Source organism: Nocardiopsis nanhaiensis, assembly GCF_054778635.1.
In genome coordinates this window covers 66521-79640 of sequence record NZ_BAAGZJ010000031.1, presented here as the reverse complement: position 1 = coordinate 79640, position 13120 = coordinate 66521, and the positions used below count along the sequence as shown (strand labels likewise).

At 70.0% G+C, this 13120-nt stretch carries 11 protein-coding genes and 1 pseudogene; 7 read left to right on the top strand and 5 right to left on the bottom strand.

Annotated elements, in window-relative coordinates; genetic code table 11:
* Together ACYVD1_RS16765 and ACYVD1_RS16760 are read right to left on the bottom strand one after the other, a co-directional pair.
* Nucleotides 1-1556 (bottom strand): acetyl-CoA carboxylase biotin carboxylase subunit (locus tag ACYVD1_RS16765; protein ID WP_460773272.1); only part of this gene is annotated, 1556 nt, incomplete at its 3' end.
* Between the two features lie 8 nt (nt 1557-1564).
* Nucleotides 1565-3175, bottom strand: coding sequence for a carboxyl transferase domain-containing protein (locus ACYVD1_RS16760; RefSeq protein ID WP_460773284.1), 1611 nt, complete (start codon nt 3173-3175; stop codon nt 1565-1567).
* Between the two features lie 137 nt (nt 3176-3312).
* Between ACYVD1_RS16760 and ACYVD1_RS16755 the strand changes: the two genes are divergently transcribed.
* Together ACYVD1_RS16755 and ACYVD1_RS16750 are read left to right on the top strand one after the other, a co-directional pair.
* On the top strand, nt 3313-3984 hold the full coding sequence (locus ACYVD1_RS16755; protein WP_460773269.1) for an SACE_7040 family transcriptional regulator: 672 nt from the start codon (nt 3313-3315) through the stop codon (nt 3982-3984).
* A gap of 104 nt (nt 3985-4088) precedes the next feature.
* Nucleotides 4089-5555, top strand: coding sequence for a catalase (locus ACYVD1_RS16750; RefSeq protein WP_460773265.1), 1467 nt, complete (start codon nt 4089-4091; stop codon nt 5553-5555).
* Between the two features lie 110 nt (nt 5556-5665).
* On the opposite strand, the gene ACYVD1_RS16745 is transcribed toward ACYVD1_RS16750, so the two are convergent.
* Nucleotides 5666-6160 (bottom strand): hypothetical protein, encoded by a 495-nt coding sequence (locus ACYVD1_RS16745; protein ID WP_460773262.1) that lies wholly within the window; start codon nt 6158-6160, stop codon nt 5666-5668.
* A gap of 303 nt (nt 6161-6463) precedes the next feature.
* Here ACYVD1_RS16745 and ACYVD1_RS16740 point away from each other — a divergent pair, with 303 nt between their 5' ends.
* Nucleotides 6464-7840, top strand: coding sequence for an NAD(P)/FAD-dependent oxidoreductase (locus tag ACYVD1_RS16740; RefSeq protein WP_460773260.1), 1377 nt, complete (start codon nt 6464-6466; stop codon nt 7838-7840).
* Here ACYVD1_RS16740 and ACYVD1_RS16735 read toward each other — a convergent pair.
* Together ACYVD1_RS16735 and ACYVD1_RS16730 are read right to left on the bottom strand one after the other, a co-directional pair.
* Nucleotides 7825-8481 (bottom strand): metal-sensitive transcriptional repressor family protein, encoded by a 657-nt coding sequence (locus ACYVD1_RS16735; RefSeq protein ID WP_460773258.1) that lies wholly within the window; start codon nt 8479-8481, stop codon nt 7825-7827. The genes ACYVD1_RS16740 and ACYVD1_RS16735 overlap by 16 nt on opposite strands.
* An 85-nt stretch (nt 8482-8566) precedes the next feature.
* On the bottom strand, nt 8567-8857 hold the full coding sequence (locus tag ACYVD1_RS16730; protein ID WP_460760843.1) for a metal-sensitive transcriptional regulator: 291 nt from the start codon (nt 8855-8857) through the stop codon (nt 8567-8569).
* A gap of 192 nt (nt 8858-9049) precedes the next feature.
* Between ACYVD1_RS16730 and ACYVD1_RS16725 the strand changes: the two are divergent.
* The 4 genes and pseudogenes from ACYVD1_RS16725 to ACYVD1_RS16710 form a co-directional block, all read left to right on the top strand.
* A pseudogene (locus ACYVD1_RS16725) lies at nt 9050-9292 on the top strand (DUF2630 family protein); the annotation flags it as partial.
* Nucleotides 9293-9406: 114 nt separating this feature from the next.
* Nucleotides 9407-10099 (top strand): DUF4126 domain-containing protein, encoded by a 693-nt coding sequence (locus tag ACYVD1_RS16720; RefSeq protein ID WP_460773280.1) that lies wholly within the window; start codon nt 9407-9409, stop codon nt 10097-10099.
* 53 nt (nt 10100-10152) lie between these two features.
* Nucleotides 10153-10830, top strand: coding sequence for an HAD family hydrolase (locus ACYVD1_RS16715; protein ID WP_460773256.1), 678 nt, complete (start codon nt 10153-10155; stop codon nt 10828-10830).
* Between the two features lie 232 nt (nt 10831-11062).
* Nucleotides 11063-13084, top strand: coding sequence for an acetoacetate--CoA ligase (locus tag ACYVD1_RS16710; RefSeq protein WP_460773252.1), 2022 nt, complete (start codon nt 11063-11065; stop codon nt 13082-13084).
* Nucleotides 13085-13120: the final 36 nt, after the last annotated feature.

Genomic DNA, 13120 nt, shown 5'->3' with positions numbered 1-13120 from the left:
CGCCCGGGCGCCCGCAGCCGCCACGGGGTCCACGCGGGGCCGCCCATCCGCCAGCCGTCGGGGATGGCGAAGCGGTCGGCGTTCGGCGGGCCCTCGAGGTCCAGCTGGTGGTCCAGCGCGGCGGCCGCGTACACCTCCTCGGGTACCCCCTCGGGCGCGGGGGCGGGCGGGTCGGCGGCGATGAGGTCGGTGCTCAGGTCGCCGGCGACCACACGCGGATGGCGCAGCAGCCGGCGCAGATAGGCGGTATTGGTGACACAGCCCAGCAGCATGTAGGAGCCGAGCGCCGCGTCCATCCGGTCCAGCGCCTCGGACCGGTCCGAGCCCCAGGTGATGACCTTGGCCAGCATGGGGTCGAAGTCGGAGGTCACCGCGCCGCCCTCGGCGATACCCGAATCCACGCGCACGCCCGGTCCCGCGGGAGCGTGCAGCGCCAGGACTGGCCCGCCCGAGGGCAGGAATCCGCGGTCGGCGTCCTCGGCGTAGATCCGCGACTCCACCGCGTGCCCGGCCCAGGACACCTCGTCCTGGACGAACGGCAGCGCCTCCCCGGCGGCCACGCGGACCTGGAGTTCGACCAGGTCGACGCCGCGCTCGCCGCGGACCGCCACGACCTCCTCGGTGACGGGGTGCTCGACCTGCAGGCGGGTGTTCATCTCCAGGAAGGAGAACGCGACCTCTTCGCCGTCGGTATCGGCGATGAACTCCACGGTTCCGGCTCCCACGTATCCGCAGGAGCGGGCGGCGGCCACGGCGGCCGCGCCCATGGTGGCGCGCTGTGCGTCGGTGAGCAGCGGCGACGGCGCCTCCTCCACCACCTTCTGGTGGCGGCGCTGCAGGCTGCACTCGCGTTCGCCCAGGTGCAGGACGTTGCCGTGGCTGTCGGCCATGACCTGCACCTCGATGTGGCGCGGCCGCTGGACCAGTTTCTCCACGAGCAGGGTGGCGTCGCCGAAGGAGGCCAGGGCCTCGCGGCGGGCGGCCGCGGCGTCGGCGAGCAGGGTGTCGGGGGAGTGGACGGCTCGCATGCCCTTGCCGCCGCCTCCGGCGGAGGGCTTGATGAGCAGCGGATAGCCGGTCTCCTCGGCGGCACGCCGGAGCTCGTCGTCGGCCAGGGGCTGCCCGGGCTTCTCGGTGAAACCGCCGAGGACGGGAACGCCGGCGGCGGCCACGGTGTCCTTGGCTCGGATCTTGTCGCCCATGGCCTCGATGGCGGAGGCGGGCGGGCCGACGAAGACCAGCCCCGAGTCGGTGCAGTGCCGGGCGAAATCGGCGTTCTCGGACAGGAAGCCGTAGCCGGGGTGGACCGCCGTGGCGCCGCTGTCCAGCGCGGCGGCGACGATCGCGTCGGCGTCCAGGTAGTGCTCCACTCGGAACGCCTCGTCGGCGGCGAGCGTGTGCGGGGCCTCGGAGTCGGCGTCGGTGTGCACCGTGACCGGGCTGATGCCCATCCGGCGCAGGGTGCGCATGATCCGGAGCGCGATCTCTCCGCGGTTGGCGACCAGCACGGTCGCCGGTGTACTGCTGCCTGATGAGCTGGTGGGCGTCGTGGTCAAGGGTTTCCTCACATCCGGAAGACGCCGTAGCCCACCGGGTCCAGCGGCGTGTGGCGGGCGGCGGACAGGGCCATGGCGAGCACGTCGCGGGTGTCGGCGGGGTCGATGACGCCGTCGTCCCACAGGCGGGCGGTGGAGTAGTAGGGGCTGCCCTGCTCCTCGTACTGGTCGCGGATGGGCGCCTTGAAGGCCTCCTCTTCCTCGGCCGACCACTCCTCGCCGCGCGCCTCCTTCTGGTCGCGGCGGACGGTGGAGAGCACCGAGGAGGCCTGTTCGCCGCCCATCACGGAGATGCGGGCGTTGGGCCACATCCACAGGAAGCGGGGCGAGTAGGCGCGGCCGCACATCGAGTAGTTGCCCGCGCCGAAGGAACCGCCGATGACCACGGTGAACTTGGGGACCCGGGCGCAGGCCACGGCGGTGACCATCTTGGCGCCGTGCTTGGCGATGCCGCCCGCCTCGTAGTCGCGGCCGACCATGAACCCGGAGATGTTCTGCAGGAACACCAGCGGGATCGAGCGGCGGTCGCACAACTCGATGAAGTGCGCGCCCTTGAGCGCGGACTCGGCGAACAGGATGCCGTTATTGGCGATGATCCCGACGGGGTGGCCGTTGATGTGCGCGAACCCGGTGACCAAGGTGGTGCCGTACTCGCTCTTGAACTCGGTGAACTCGCTGCCGTCGACGACGCGGCCGATGACCTCGCGCACGTCGTACGGGGTCCGGGTGTCTGCGGGCACCACCCCGTAGAGCTCTTCGGGGTCGAGCTCGGGCGGGCGCGGTTCGCGGACCTCCCAGGCCGGGGGATCGAGCGGGCCGAGGGTGTCGGCGATCCGCCGCACCTTGGTGAGGGCGTCGGCGTCGTCGTCGGCGAGGTGGTCGGTGACCCCGGAGACCCGGGAGTGCAGGTCGCCCCCGCCCAGGTCCTCGGCGGTGACCTCCTCGCCGGTGGCCGCCTTCACCAGGGGCGGGCCGCCCAGGAAGATGGTGCCCTGTTCGCGGACGATCACGGCCTCGTCGCTCATCGCCGGGACGTAGGCGCCGCCGGCGGTGCACGAGCCCAGGACCGCGGCGATCTGCGGGATGCCGGCCCGGGACATGGTGGCCTGGTTGTAGAAGATGCGGCCGAAGTGCTCCCGGTCGGGGAAGACGTCGTCCTGCATGGGGAGGAAGGCGCCGCCGGAGTCGGCCAGGTACACGCAGGGGAGGCGGTTGTGCAGCGCCACCTCCTGGGCGCGCAGGTGTTTCTTGACCGTCACCGGGTAGTAGCTGCCGCCCTTGACCGTGGCGTCGTTGGCGACCACCACCACCGGCCGACCGGCGACGCGGCCCACCCCGGCGATCATCCCGGCGCCGGGGGCGTCGTGGCCGTCCTCGCCGTAGAGGCCGTACGCGGCCAGCGGCGCGATCTCCAGGAACGGCGAACCGGGGTCGAGGAGGAGGTCGACGCGGTCGCGGGGGAGGAGCTTGCCGCGTTCGACGTGTCGGGCGCGGGTCTTCTCGGGGCCGCCGAGAGCCGCGGTCGCGATCCGCTCCCGCAGCTCCAGCGCGAGCGCACGGTTCGCGGCGTCGTTGGCGGCGAACGCTGGACCGGCGGTGTCCACCGCCGAACCGAGCACAGGTGCCCTGCTCATAGAGTCCTCTCGTGGAGGGATGTTAATGCTCACTAACAACAGTGATGTTAGTAACTACTAACATGGGTGTCCAGAGTCCGGGTGGCATGAGTCATCGGACGGGGACGAGGAGAGGCGGGCGCATGGGCGCGAGACCGGCGAGTCACAGATCGACGGGCCAGCAGTCGACGGGCCAGTCGACAGGGCAGCAGGGACAGCAATCTGCGGGCCAGCGGCCGATCGGACAGCGGCGGACCGCGATCCTGGGTGCGGCGGCCGAACTCTTCGCCGCGCGCGGCTACCGGGGCGTGACGATCGACGACCTCGGCCGCGCGGTGGGCACCACGGGTCCGGCGCTCTACCGGCACTTCCCCGGCAAGGAGGCGCTGCTCGGCGAGGTCCTCGTGGACATCAGCGAGCGCCTCGCCGAACAGGGGCGCAGCCTGGTCGGCCGGGCCGACGCCCCCGAATCGGCCCTGGAGTCCCTGCTGCGCGGACACATCGAGTTCTCGCTGGACGAGCCCGACCTCATCACCGTCCACGACCGGGAGCTGGGCAATCTCACCGACCAGGACCGCCGCCGGGTCCGGCGCCTCCAACGCGGTTACGTGGAGGAGTGGGTCAACGTCCTCGCCGAACTGCGGCCCGGAACCCCACCCGCCGCGCTGCGCGCGTCGGTGCACGCCGCCTTCGGGCTGCTCAACTCCACCCCGCACAGCCGGGGCGACCTGTCCCGCGAGGAGATGGCCGACCTGCTCCTGAGCATGGGCACCGCGGCGCTGCTCGCCCAGGGGACCGCCCCATCGCCGACATGAACCCCCATTGATCGTCACTTGAACCGCTCGCGGGTAGGGGGCGCACAGACACCCCGGACCCGACATCCGGGGTGTGCGCGTACACCTACGAGGGGGAAAGTTCCATGGTCGACAACCGACCGGAGTCCCGGGCCACCACCACGAACGCGGGCATCCCCGTGGCCAGTGACGAACACTCGCTGAGCGTGGGCAGGGACGGGCCCCTGGTGCTCCACGACGCCTACCTCATCGAGAAGATGGCCCAGTTCAACCGGGAACGCGTCCCCGAGCGCGTGGTCCACGCCAAGGGCAGCGGTGCCTACGGCGTCTTCCGCGTGACCAACGACGTCAGCCAGTACACCTGCGCGGACGTGTTCCAGCCCGGCCGGGAGACACCGATGCTGGCCCGGTTCTCCACCGTGGCGGGTGAGATGGGCAGCCCCGACACGTGGCGTGACCCGCGCGGCTTCGCGTTGAAGTTCTACACGCGCGAGGGCAACTACGACATGGTCGGCAACAACACCCCGGTGTTCTTCATGAAGGACCCCCAGAAGTTCCAGGACTTCATCCGGTCCCAGAAGCGCGACCCGCGCACCGGTCTGCGGGACAACACCATGCAGTGGGACTACTGGTCGCTGTCGCCGGAGTCCTCGCACCAGGTGACCTGGCTGATGGGTGACCGGGGCGTCCCGAAGACCTGGCGCAACATGGACGGGTTCAGTTCGCACACCTACCAGTGGATCAACGCCAAGGGGCACCGCTTCTGGGTGAAATACCACTTCCGGACCGACCAGGGCAACGACTTCCTCACCCAGGAGGAATCGGACCGGCTGGCCGGTGAGGACGCCGACCACCACCGCAGGGACCTGTTCGAGGCGATCGAGCGCGGCGACCACCCGTCCTGGACGCTGAGCATGCAGATCATGCCGGTCGACGAGGCCGCGGACTACCGGTTCAACCCGTTCGACCTGACCAAGGTGTGGCCCAAGGGCGACTACCCGCTGATCGAGGTCGGCCGGATGACGCTGAACGAGAACCCGGAGAACCACCACATCCACATCGAGCAGGCCGCCTTCGAGCCCTCGAACCTGGTGTCGGGCATCGGCCCGTCGCCGGACAAGATGCTGCTGTCCCGGCTGTTCTCCTACCCCGACACCCACCGCTACCGGATCGGGGTCAACTACACGGAGCTGCCGCCCAACCGGCCGCATGTGCCGGTGCGCTCCTATGCCAAGGACGGGCAGATGCGCCAGTACCCGCCGAACACCGGCGCCGTCTACCACCCGAACTCCTTCGGCGGCCCCAGTGCGGGCAGCGAGGAGGGGGTCGACCAGGCCAGCTGGCAGGTGGAGGCCGCCGACCTGGTGCGCGAGGCCTACACCCAGCACCGCGACGACGACGACTTCACCCAGCCCCGGTCGCTGATCCGCGACGTCATGGACGACGCGGCCCGCGACCGGCTCGTGAACAACGTGGTCGGCCACATCTCCGCCGTCACCGACGACGGCATCCGGGCACGGGCGGTGAAGTACTGGACCGACATCGACCCGGGGATCGGCGAGCGCGTCTCCGCCGGGCTCAACGGCAGCTGACCCGAAGCCGAACACGCCGAGCTCACGGTACTCAGCGAACACACAAGGGGGCGGGCGGTCGATGACCGCCCGCCCCCGCCCTGGGAGTCCGAGTCACGGACCCGTGCGGGTCAGGTGAGGTCGGTGACGCCGCCGACCTCGTCGGTGATCTCGTCGACCGGCGCCTCGACGTCCTCCACCGGTACATCGACGTCGTCGGTGACATCGTCGGTGTCGGCGGGCAGGTCATCGGTACCGACCGGGAGGTCGAGCTCCTCAAGAGCGCCCAGCGGGTCCTCGAGCTCCAGCAGCGCCTCGAGCGCCTCCAGCGCGTCGGGGTCGCTGAGCAGCTCCACCGCGTCCTCGTCGGCCAGGACTTCCTGTACCTGCGGATCCTCCAGGAGGGCCTCCGCCTCGGGGGACAGCTCCTCGACCGGTTCGGTGACGTCCTCGACGGGCTCCGTGACGTCCCCTTCGGGATCAGTAACGTCCTCGACGGGCTCGGTGACTTCGTCGACGGGCTCGGTGACGTCGTCCGGCGGGTCGGCGAAGGCGGCCCCCGCCCCGAACACGGTCAGTCCTCCGGCCAGCACGGTGGTGGCGGCGATCTTGCTGAACGCACGCATACGCGTTCCTTGCCCCTTTCTGTGACACGGGCCAGCACTCTCGGTTTGTGCATGACCACATACAGTTGCCTAGTCTGCGCCAAAAGACACCACTTGGGGGTTTCACGAGCTTGAAATGCCCGTCTTCCTTTCCGCGTCGAGGCCAACGGGTGACAAAGTCCGGGAAACAACCCGTGTGGGAACAGGCGTAATCCTCCCTCACACCCGTACATTCGACACCGGTGAAGTGGGTACGCCCGCGTCCGACGGCCCGCAGACGCGAAGGACGTCCCGCCCCCGACACGGAGAAGGAGCGGTGTACTTATGTCTCGGCCTCGCATCGTGGTGGTCGGCGCCGGTTTCGCCGGACTGCACACCCTGCGCCACCTGGAGCGCCGCATTCCTACGGGCGCTGCTGACATCGCCCTCGTGGCGCCGAACGACTACATGCTCTACAGCCCGCTGCTGCCCCAAGTGGCCTCCGGGATGCTCACGCCGCAGTCGATCGCCATGTCGGTGCACCGGCTCACCCGCCAGACCAGACTCGTCCCCGGCCACGCGGTCGGTGTCGACACCCGGAACCGCACCGTCGTCGTGCGCAGAGCCAGCGGCGAGCTCGCACCCTGCCCCTACGACCGGCTCGTGCTCGCCCCGGGGTCGATGACCCGGGAGTTCGACATCCCGGGGCTCACCGAACACGCCTACGGGGCCAAGACCCTCGCCGAGGCGGTATTGCTGCGCGACCACGTACTGGGCCAGCTGGAACTGGCCAACGACTCGCGCGACCCGGTCGAACGGGAGGAGCGCTGCCGCTTCGTCGTGGTCGGCGGCGGTTACACCGGCGTGGAGACGGCCGCCTCACTCAAACGGCTCTGCGAGGAGGCGGCCAGGCGCTACCCCGAGCTGCGCTCGGTCATCCGCTGGCACCTGGTCGACATCGCGCCAAAGGTGCTGCCCGAACTCGGTGACCGTCTCGGCCGCAAGGCCCTCGACCTGCTCCGCAACCTGGGCATCGAGGTGAAGCTGAAGGTCACCGTCCGGGAGGTAACCGCTGACAAGGTGGTGCTCACCGACGGGCGGGCTCTGCCCTGCCGGACCCTCATCTGGACGGCGGGGGTCACACCCAGCCCGCTGATGGAGACCCTGGGCAAACCGACCCAGCGGGGTCGCCTGGAGGTCGGCACCGACCTGGCCGTGCCGGGCCAGCCCGACGTCTTCGCGCTCGGCGACGCCGCAGCGGTGCCCGACCTCTCGCAGGGCGACAGCGCCTACTGCCCGCCCACGGCCCAGTACGCCAGCAGGCAGGCCGCCACCGCGGCCCACAATGTGGTCAACTCGGTCCTCGGCAGGCCGCTGCGCGATTTCCAGCACAAGGACCTGGGCCTCGTGGTGGACCTGAGCGGTAAGGACGCGCTGGCCAGGATCATGCAGTTCGACCTGAGCGGGCTACCGGCGCTGGCCGTCACCCGCGGGTACCACATGATGTCGGTGCCGTCCTCGCCCGCCCGCGCCAGGATCGCCGCCAACTGGGGGATCCGAGCCGTGACCGGTGGAGAGGTCTCACGCTTGGGGTTCGCCGACCACGGCCGCCCCTCGTCGTTCGTGGCCAACGAGTCGGTCGACTACCTGGACGCGGCGGCCTCCCGGACGGAGGGTGCGCGCCTGCTGGAAACCGAGCGGGAGCGCTACGGTGACGACTGATCCGCTTCGGCATCGGCCGCCGAACCGCGTCGGCGCAGGTACATGATGAGGGCGGTCGCCACCGCGCTGAGGGTGAGGGCCAGGGCGACCTGCCAGAACCCGAAGCTCTCGGCGAGGTTGGCGAAGAACCGGCGGCTCGCGGAGTCGGGGTCGGCGAGGACGGCCGCGGCGAACGCGAGGGACAGGGCGGTGGTGGCCACCACCGCCACCGCCCCGCGCGCTCCGGTCAGCCCCATCCGGCGGCGCAGGACGCCGCCCGCCTCGATGATCCGGGTGACCCGGACCAGGCGCAGGGTCGCGGCTACCCGGGCCAGACGAAGCACCTGTGCCGGTCCGAGGGCGAAGATCACGGCGGGTAGGGTCACCGCCGCCACGAACGTGCTCCACTTGTGGGTGCGCAGCCAGCCGAGCTTGTTCTTGGCCAGGGCGATGAGCAGGATCCACTCCGCCCACAGGACCAGCCCCGCCAGCCAGTTGACCAGGTGGCCGATCTCCGACCACCGTCCCTCACCCCACATGCCGAGGAAGACGGCGGGTACGGATGCCACCGCGCAGACCAGGACCGGCAGGGCCAGGCGGCGCTCCAGGGCGCGGGAGAAGCTGTTCGTCTCGGTGGACTCGTCGGTGTGTTCGGGGGACATGTCGGTACGTTAGCCCTGGTCCGGCGTTCGCGGGGCAGGATGGCCGGGGTCGGCCGATCGCTGGGGAGCACGGGAACGACCTGGATCAGGACCGGACTAGGCGGGCGATCGCGTCCGAGGCCTCGCGCACCTTCTCCTCGGCTTCCTCGCCTCCGTTGGCCACGGCGTGCGCCACGCAGTGCTTCAGGTGCTCGTCGAGCATGGAGAGGGCGAAGGAGCGCAGCGCCTTGTTCACCGCCGAGGTCTGGGTGAGGATGTCGATGCAGTACTGGTCGTCCTCGACCATGCGCTGGAGGCCGCGGATCTGTCCCTCGACGCGACGGAGCCGGTTGATGTGGCTCTGTTTGTCATTGCTGTAACCGTGGGTCGCCGCCATGCCACCGTTTCCGTGTTGTTCCTGCTCAACTGCCATCACAATACCCCCTCAAGGTATTAAAGGGCGGAGTTTCGCTGTCTATTCCGCCCTGACCGCCACCCCGTATGCGAGCGATTCGTCACCAACCCGGCCGTAGTAGGAGTTTCCCAGACCGCAAGTGCTGATCGTCCCGTCCGCCCCGGCCATGGCGGTATGGGCGACAGCGCCGAGCAGGACATCATGTCGACCATCCGCGGTCTGATGGACGAGGAGCACGCGCTCCGCTCCAACCGTGGCGGCCCGGACGCGCACGAACGCGGACGCATGCGGGAGCTGGAGGATGCACTCGACCAGTGTTGGGACTTCCTGCGCCAGCGACGGGCCCGCAGTGGGTTCGGCCAGGACCCGGACCCGGCGCAGGCCCGGTCCGCAAGCGAGGTCGAAGGATATCGTCAACAGCCCCAAATCCGAACCATAGGCCGTGCACGGGCGTCCACTCAGATGACCGGTACCGGACCGAAGTCTCGGTTCGGCACCGCCCCCTGTCCGGCGCGCTCGAAGGAACCCCCCATGATCGGCACACTCACCGGCCTTGGCCTGGCCTCCGCGGCCGGGCTCAACGCCTACATTCCCCTGCTCGTAGTGGGTCTGCTGTCCCGCTATACCGAACTGATCCCGCTCGGGCCGGCCTGGGAGTGGCTCGAACACCCCGCCACGCTCATCATCCTCGCCGTGCTCCTCGTCGTGGAGTTCGCCGCGGACAAGATCCCCGCGCTGGACAGCCTCAACGACCTCGTGCAGACCGCCATCCGCCCCACATCCGGGGGGATCACCTTCGGTGCCGGGGCCTCCGCGGTCGAACTGGCCGAAATCAGCGGCGAGGCCTCAACGGCGGCGTCCGCCGACGGGGTCTCTTGGGGCGCGGTCATCGCCGGAGTCGTCGTGGCCCTGCTCTTCCACCTGGCCAAGGCGCTGGCGCGGCCGCTGGTCAACACCTTCACGCTCGGCGCCGGTGCCCCGGTCATGTCCTTCCTCGAGGACGTCGTCAGCGCAGTGTCCTCCTTGCTGGCGGTCCTGCTGCCGGTGCTCATCCTCGTGGTGTTCCCGCTGATGGTCGCGGCCGGGGTGTGGGCGGCACGGCGAGGCCGCAGGCTGCGGAAGGAACGGAAGGAACAGAAGGCGCGGCGCCGCGGCGGCAACGGTCCCCGCTGGGCGGCCGGGGAGGGCCCTGACCAGCAGCCCGGCCCCCGGCACCCGGGCTGAGGTGGCACAAAACGCATATCGGAACCGGGTCAACCCGTCGTAAAGTGCTCCCAATGGCTGAGAAGACTTCCGAGAATCCGAGCACCCACCACATCGTCTGGGACTGGAACGGCACCCTCCTCGACGACAACCACGCCAACCTCGCCGCGGTCAACGCGGTGTGCTCCCACTTCGGCCGTGAGCCGGTCGGGATGGACTACTGGCGCAGCATCTTCCGCCGCCCCCTCATCCCCTGCTACGAGGACCTCCTTGGGCGGAGCTTCGAGGAGGGTGAGTGGCAGCGGGCCGAGAAGCTCTACGACAGCAGTTACCAGGAGTACCTCCACACCTGCGAACTCGCCGCCGGCGTCCCCGACGTGCTCCACCAGTGGACGGGTACGGGCGGCACCCAGTCGCTGCTGTCCATGGCCTCGCACGACCACCTGGTGCCCCTCATCGACGAGCGGGGCCTGACCTCGCACTTCACCCGGGTCGACGGCCGAAAGTTCGACACCGAGCACGACTCCAAGGCCGAGCACCTGGTGCACCACCTGGAGCACCAGGCCCTCGACCCGGCCGGCGTCGTTCTCATCGGTGACATCGACGACGACGCCCGGGCCGCCCGCGAGGCCGGGGCCCGGGCCATCCTTGTGGCCAGCGGCCTCATGGCCCGTCAGCGCCTCGAGGCGACCGGCGCCATTGTTGTGGAGTCACCCGTGGCGGCGGTCGCTGCCCTCCGCGAACTGGGTTAGACCGTCGGCGGGAGTCTCCTGGAACTCCCGTCAGCGGTCCAGGTGGGACGCCCACTCTCGGAACGCCCCCCGGGAGTGGGTGTCCCACACCCCGGTGCGCCCACTGTGACCTGCGTACTTCCCTGAGTGTCGACTGCGCCGTTAGGCCGGACCAGCCGGTGTCCCGCGCCATGATGTGTTGTTAGATGGGGCGCACAGCAACACACAGCCACGCGATTGGGAAGGCGGGCCAATGACGGAGAGCAGCGTGCCCCGTGTGCTCTGGCAGCCCGACGAGGAGCGGATCGAGTCATCCAACATCGTCGCGTTCGCCCGGTGGGCCGCACAGGAGCGCGGAGTGAAGGCCTTCGGTGCGGGCGGCCCGACCGCGGCCGCGGACTTCGACTACGACGCCCTCTGGCGCTGGTCGGTCACCGATATCGACGGTTTCTGGGCGTCGATCTGGGAGTACTACGGCGTCCAGGCCAAGACGCCCTATGAGACGGTCCTCGGCGACCGGAGCATGCCGGGCGCCCAGTGGTTCCCCGGATCCACCCTCAACTACGCCGAACACGTCTTCGAGGGCCGCGACGCCGACGAAGTCGCCATCCGCCACGCCACCGAGCTGCGCGAGCTCGGCGCCTGGACCTGGGGCGAGCTCCGTCAGCGTACCGCCGCGATCGCCGCCGGACTCCGCGAGCTCGGAGTCGGCGAGGGCGACCGGGTCGCCGCGTACCTGCCCAACCTCCCCGAGACCGCGGCCGCGTTCTACGCCGTCGCCTCCCTCGGTGCGATCTGGTCCTCCTGCTCACCGGACTTCGGCGTGCGGAGCGTGATCGACCGCTTCGCCCAGATCGAGCCCAAGGTGCTCCTCGCCGTGGACGGCTACCGCTACGGGGGCAAGGACTTCGACCGCCGTCCGGTGGTGGAGGAACTGCGCGCCGATCTCCCCGGCCTCGAGCACACGGTCCTCCTCGACTACCTCACCCCCGGAGCCGCCCTCGACGGCACCCTGTCCTGGGGCGAGCTCGAGGAGCGCGGTGCGGGCGCCGAGCTCACCTTCACGCCCGTCCCCTTCGACCACCCCCTGTGGGTGCTCTACTCCTCCGGCACCACCGGCTTGCCCAAGGCGATCGTGCAGGGCCACGGCGGCATCCTTCTCGAACAGCTCAAGAACCTGAACCTGCACCTGGACGCCCAGGCGCACGACCGGGTCTTCTGGTTCACCACCACCGGCTGGATGATGTGGAACTTCCTGGTCAGCGTCCTGCTGACCAAGGCCTCCATCGTCCTTTACGACGGCAGCCCGGCCCACCCGGTCCCCTCTTCGCCGCCCTCCAGTCCGGGCCTGGGGTCGTTGTGGGACCTGACCGCCGAGGCCGGGGTCACCGTCTTCGGCACCAGCGCCGGGTACCTGTCCTCCTGCATGAAGGAGGGCATCCGCCCGGGCCGGGGCCGCGACCTGTCCGCCCTCAAGGCGATCGGCTCCACGGGTTCCCCGCTCAGCCCCGAGGCCTTCGCCTGGGTGTACGAGGAGTTCGGCGACGACCTGTGGCTGTTCTCCACCAGCGGCGGCACCGACATCTGCAGCTGCCTGGTCGGCGGGACCCCCACCCTGCCCGTGTACGAGGGCGAGATCCAGTCCCGCGGGCTCGGCATGGCCGTGGCCGCCTGGGACCCCGACGGCAAGGAGCTGGTCGGCGAGGTCGGTGAACTCGTGGTCACCGAACCGGCCCCGTCCATGCCGGTCTTCCTCTGGGGCGACACCAGCGGCGAACGCCTGCACGACAGCTACTTCGCGGTCTACCCGGGCATCTGGCGGCACGGCGACTGGATCGAGATCACCGAACGCGGCACCGCCGTCATCTACGGCCGCTCCGACTCCACCATCAACCGCGGTGGAGTGCGCATGGGAACCAGCGAGATCTACCGTGCCGTCCTGGCACTGGACGACGTCGTGGACGCGCTGGTCGTGGACGTCCCCCAGGGCGACGGGACCTCCAAGATCGAACTCTTCACCGTGCTGCGCGAGGGCTCCGACCTCGAGGGCGACCTGCCCAAGGAGATCGCTCGCCGGATCCGTACCGACTGCTCGCCGCGGCACGTCCCGGACCGGGTCCGCGTGATCGAGTCCGTGCCCCGGACCCTCTCCGGCAAGGTGCTGGAGGTCCCGGTCAAGCGCATCCTCATGGGGGAGAGCCCGGAGAAGGTCGCCAGCCGCGACTCCCTCGCCAACCCGGAGGCACTGGACGTGTTCAGCGACCTGTCCGACTGACCGGGCGTTCTGCGTGACAGGGTGCTCTGACCGATC

What these genes read in the sequence shown, in the direction of transcription:
- ACYVD1_RS16720 (WP_460773280.1), top strand. Translation starts at nt 9,407, where the DNA reads ATGATCGGCACACTCACCGGCCTTGGCCTGGCCTCCGCGGCCGGGCTC.
- ACYVD1_RS16745 (WP_460773262.1), bottom strand. Translation starts at nt 6,160, where the DNA reads ATGCGTGCGTTCAGCAAGATCGCCGCCACCACCGTGCTGGCCGGAGGA.
- ACYVD1_RS16755 (WP_460773269.1), top strand. Translation starts at nt 3,313, where the DNA reads ATGGGCGCGAGACCGGCGAGTCACAGATCGACGGGCCAGCAGTCGACG.
- ACYVD1_RS16735 (WP_460773258.1), bottom strand. Translation starts at nt 8,481, where the DNA reads ATGTCCCCCGAACACACCGACGAGTCCACCGAGACGAACAGCTTCTCC.
- ACYVD1_RS16750 (WP_460773265.1), top strand. Translation starts at nt 4,089, where the DNA reads ATGGTCGACAACCGACCGGAGTCCCGGGCCACCACCACGAACGCGGGC.
- ACYVD1_RS16715 (WP_460773256.1), top strand. Translation starts at nt 10,153, where the DNA reads ATGGCTGAGAAGACTTCCGAGAATCCGAGCACCCACCACATCGTCTGG.
- ACYVD1_RS16740 (WP_460773260.1), top strand. Translation starts at nt 6,464, where the DNA reads ATGTCTCGGCCTCGCATCGTGGTGGTCGGCGCCGGTTTCGCCGGACTG.
- ACYVD1_RS16710 (WP_460773252.1), top strand. Translation starts at nt 11,063, where the DNA reads ATGACGGAGAGCAGCGTGCCCCGTGTGCTCTGGCAGCCCGACGAGGAG.
- ACYVD1_RS16730 (WP_460760843.1), bottom strand. Translation starts at nt 8,857, where the DNA reads ATGGCGGCGACCCACGGTTACAGCAATGACAAACAGAGCCACATCAAC.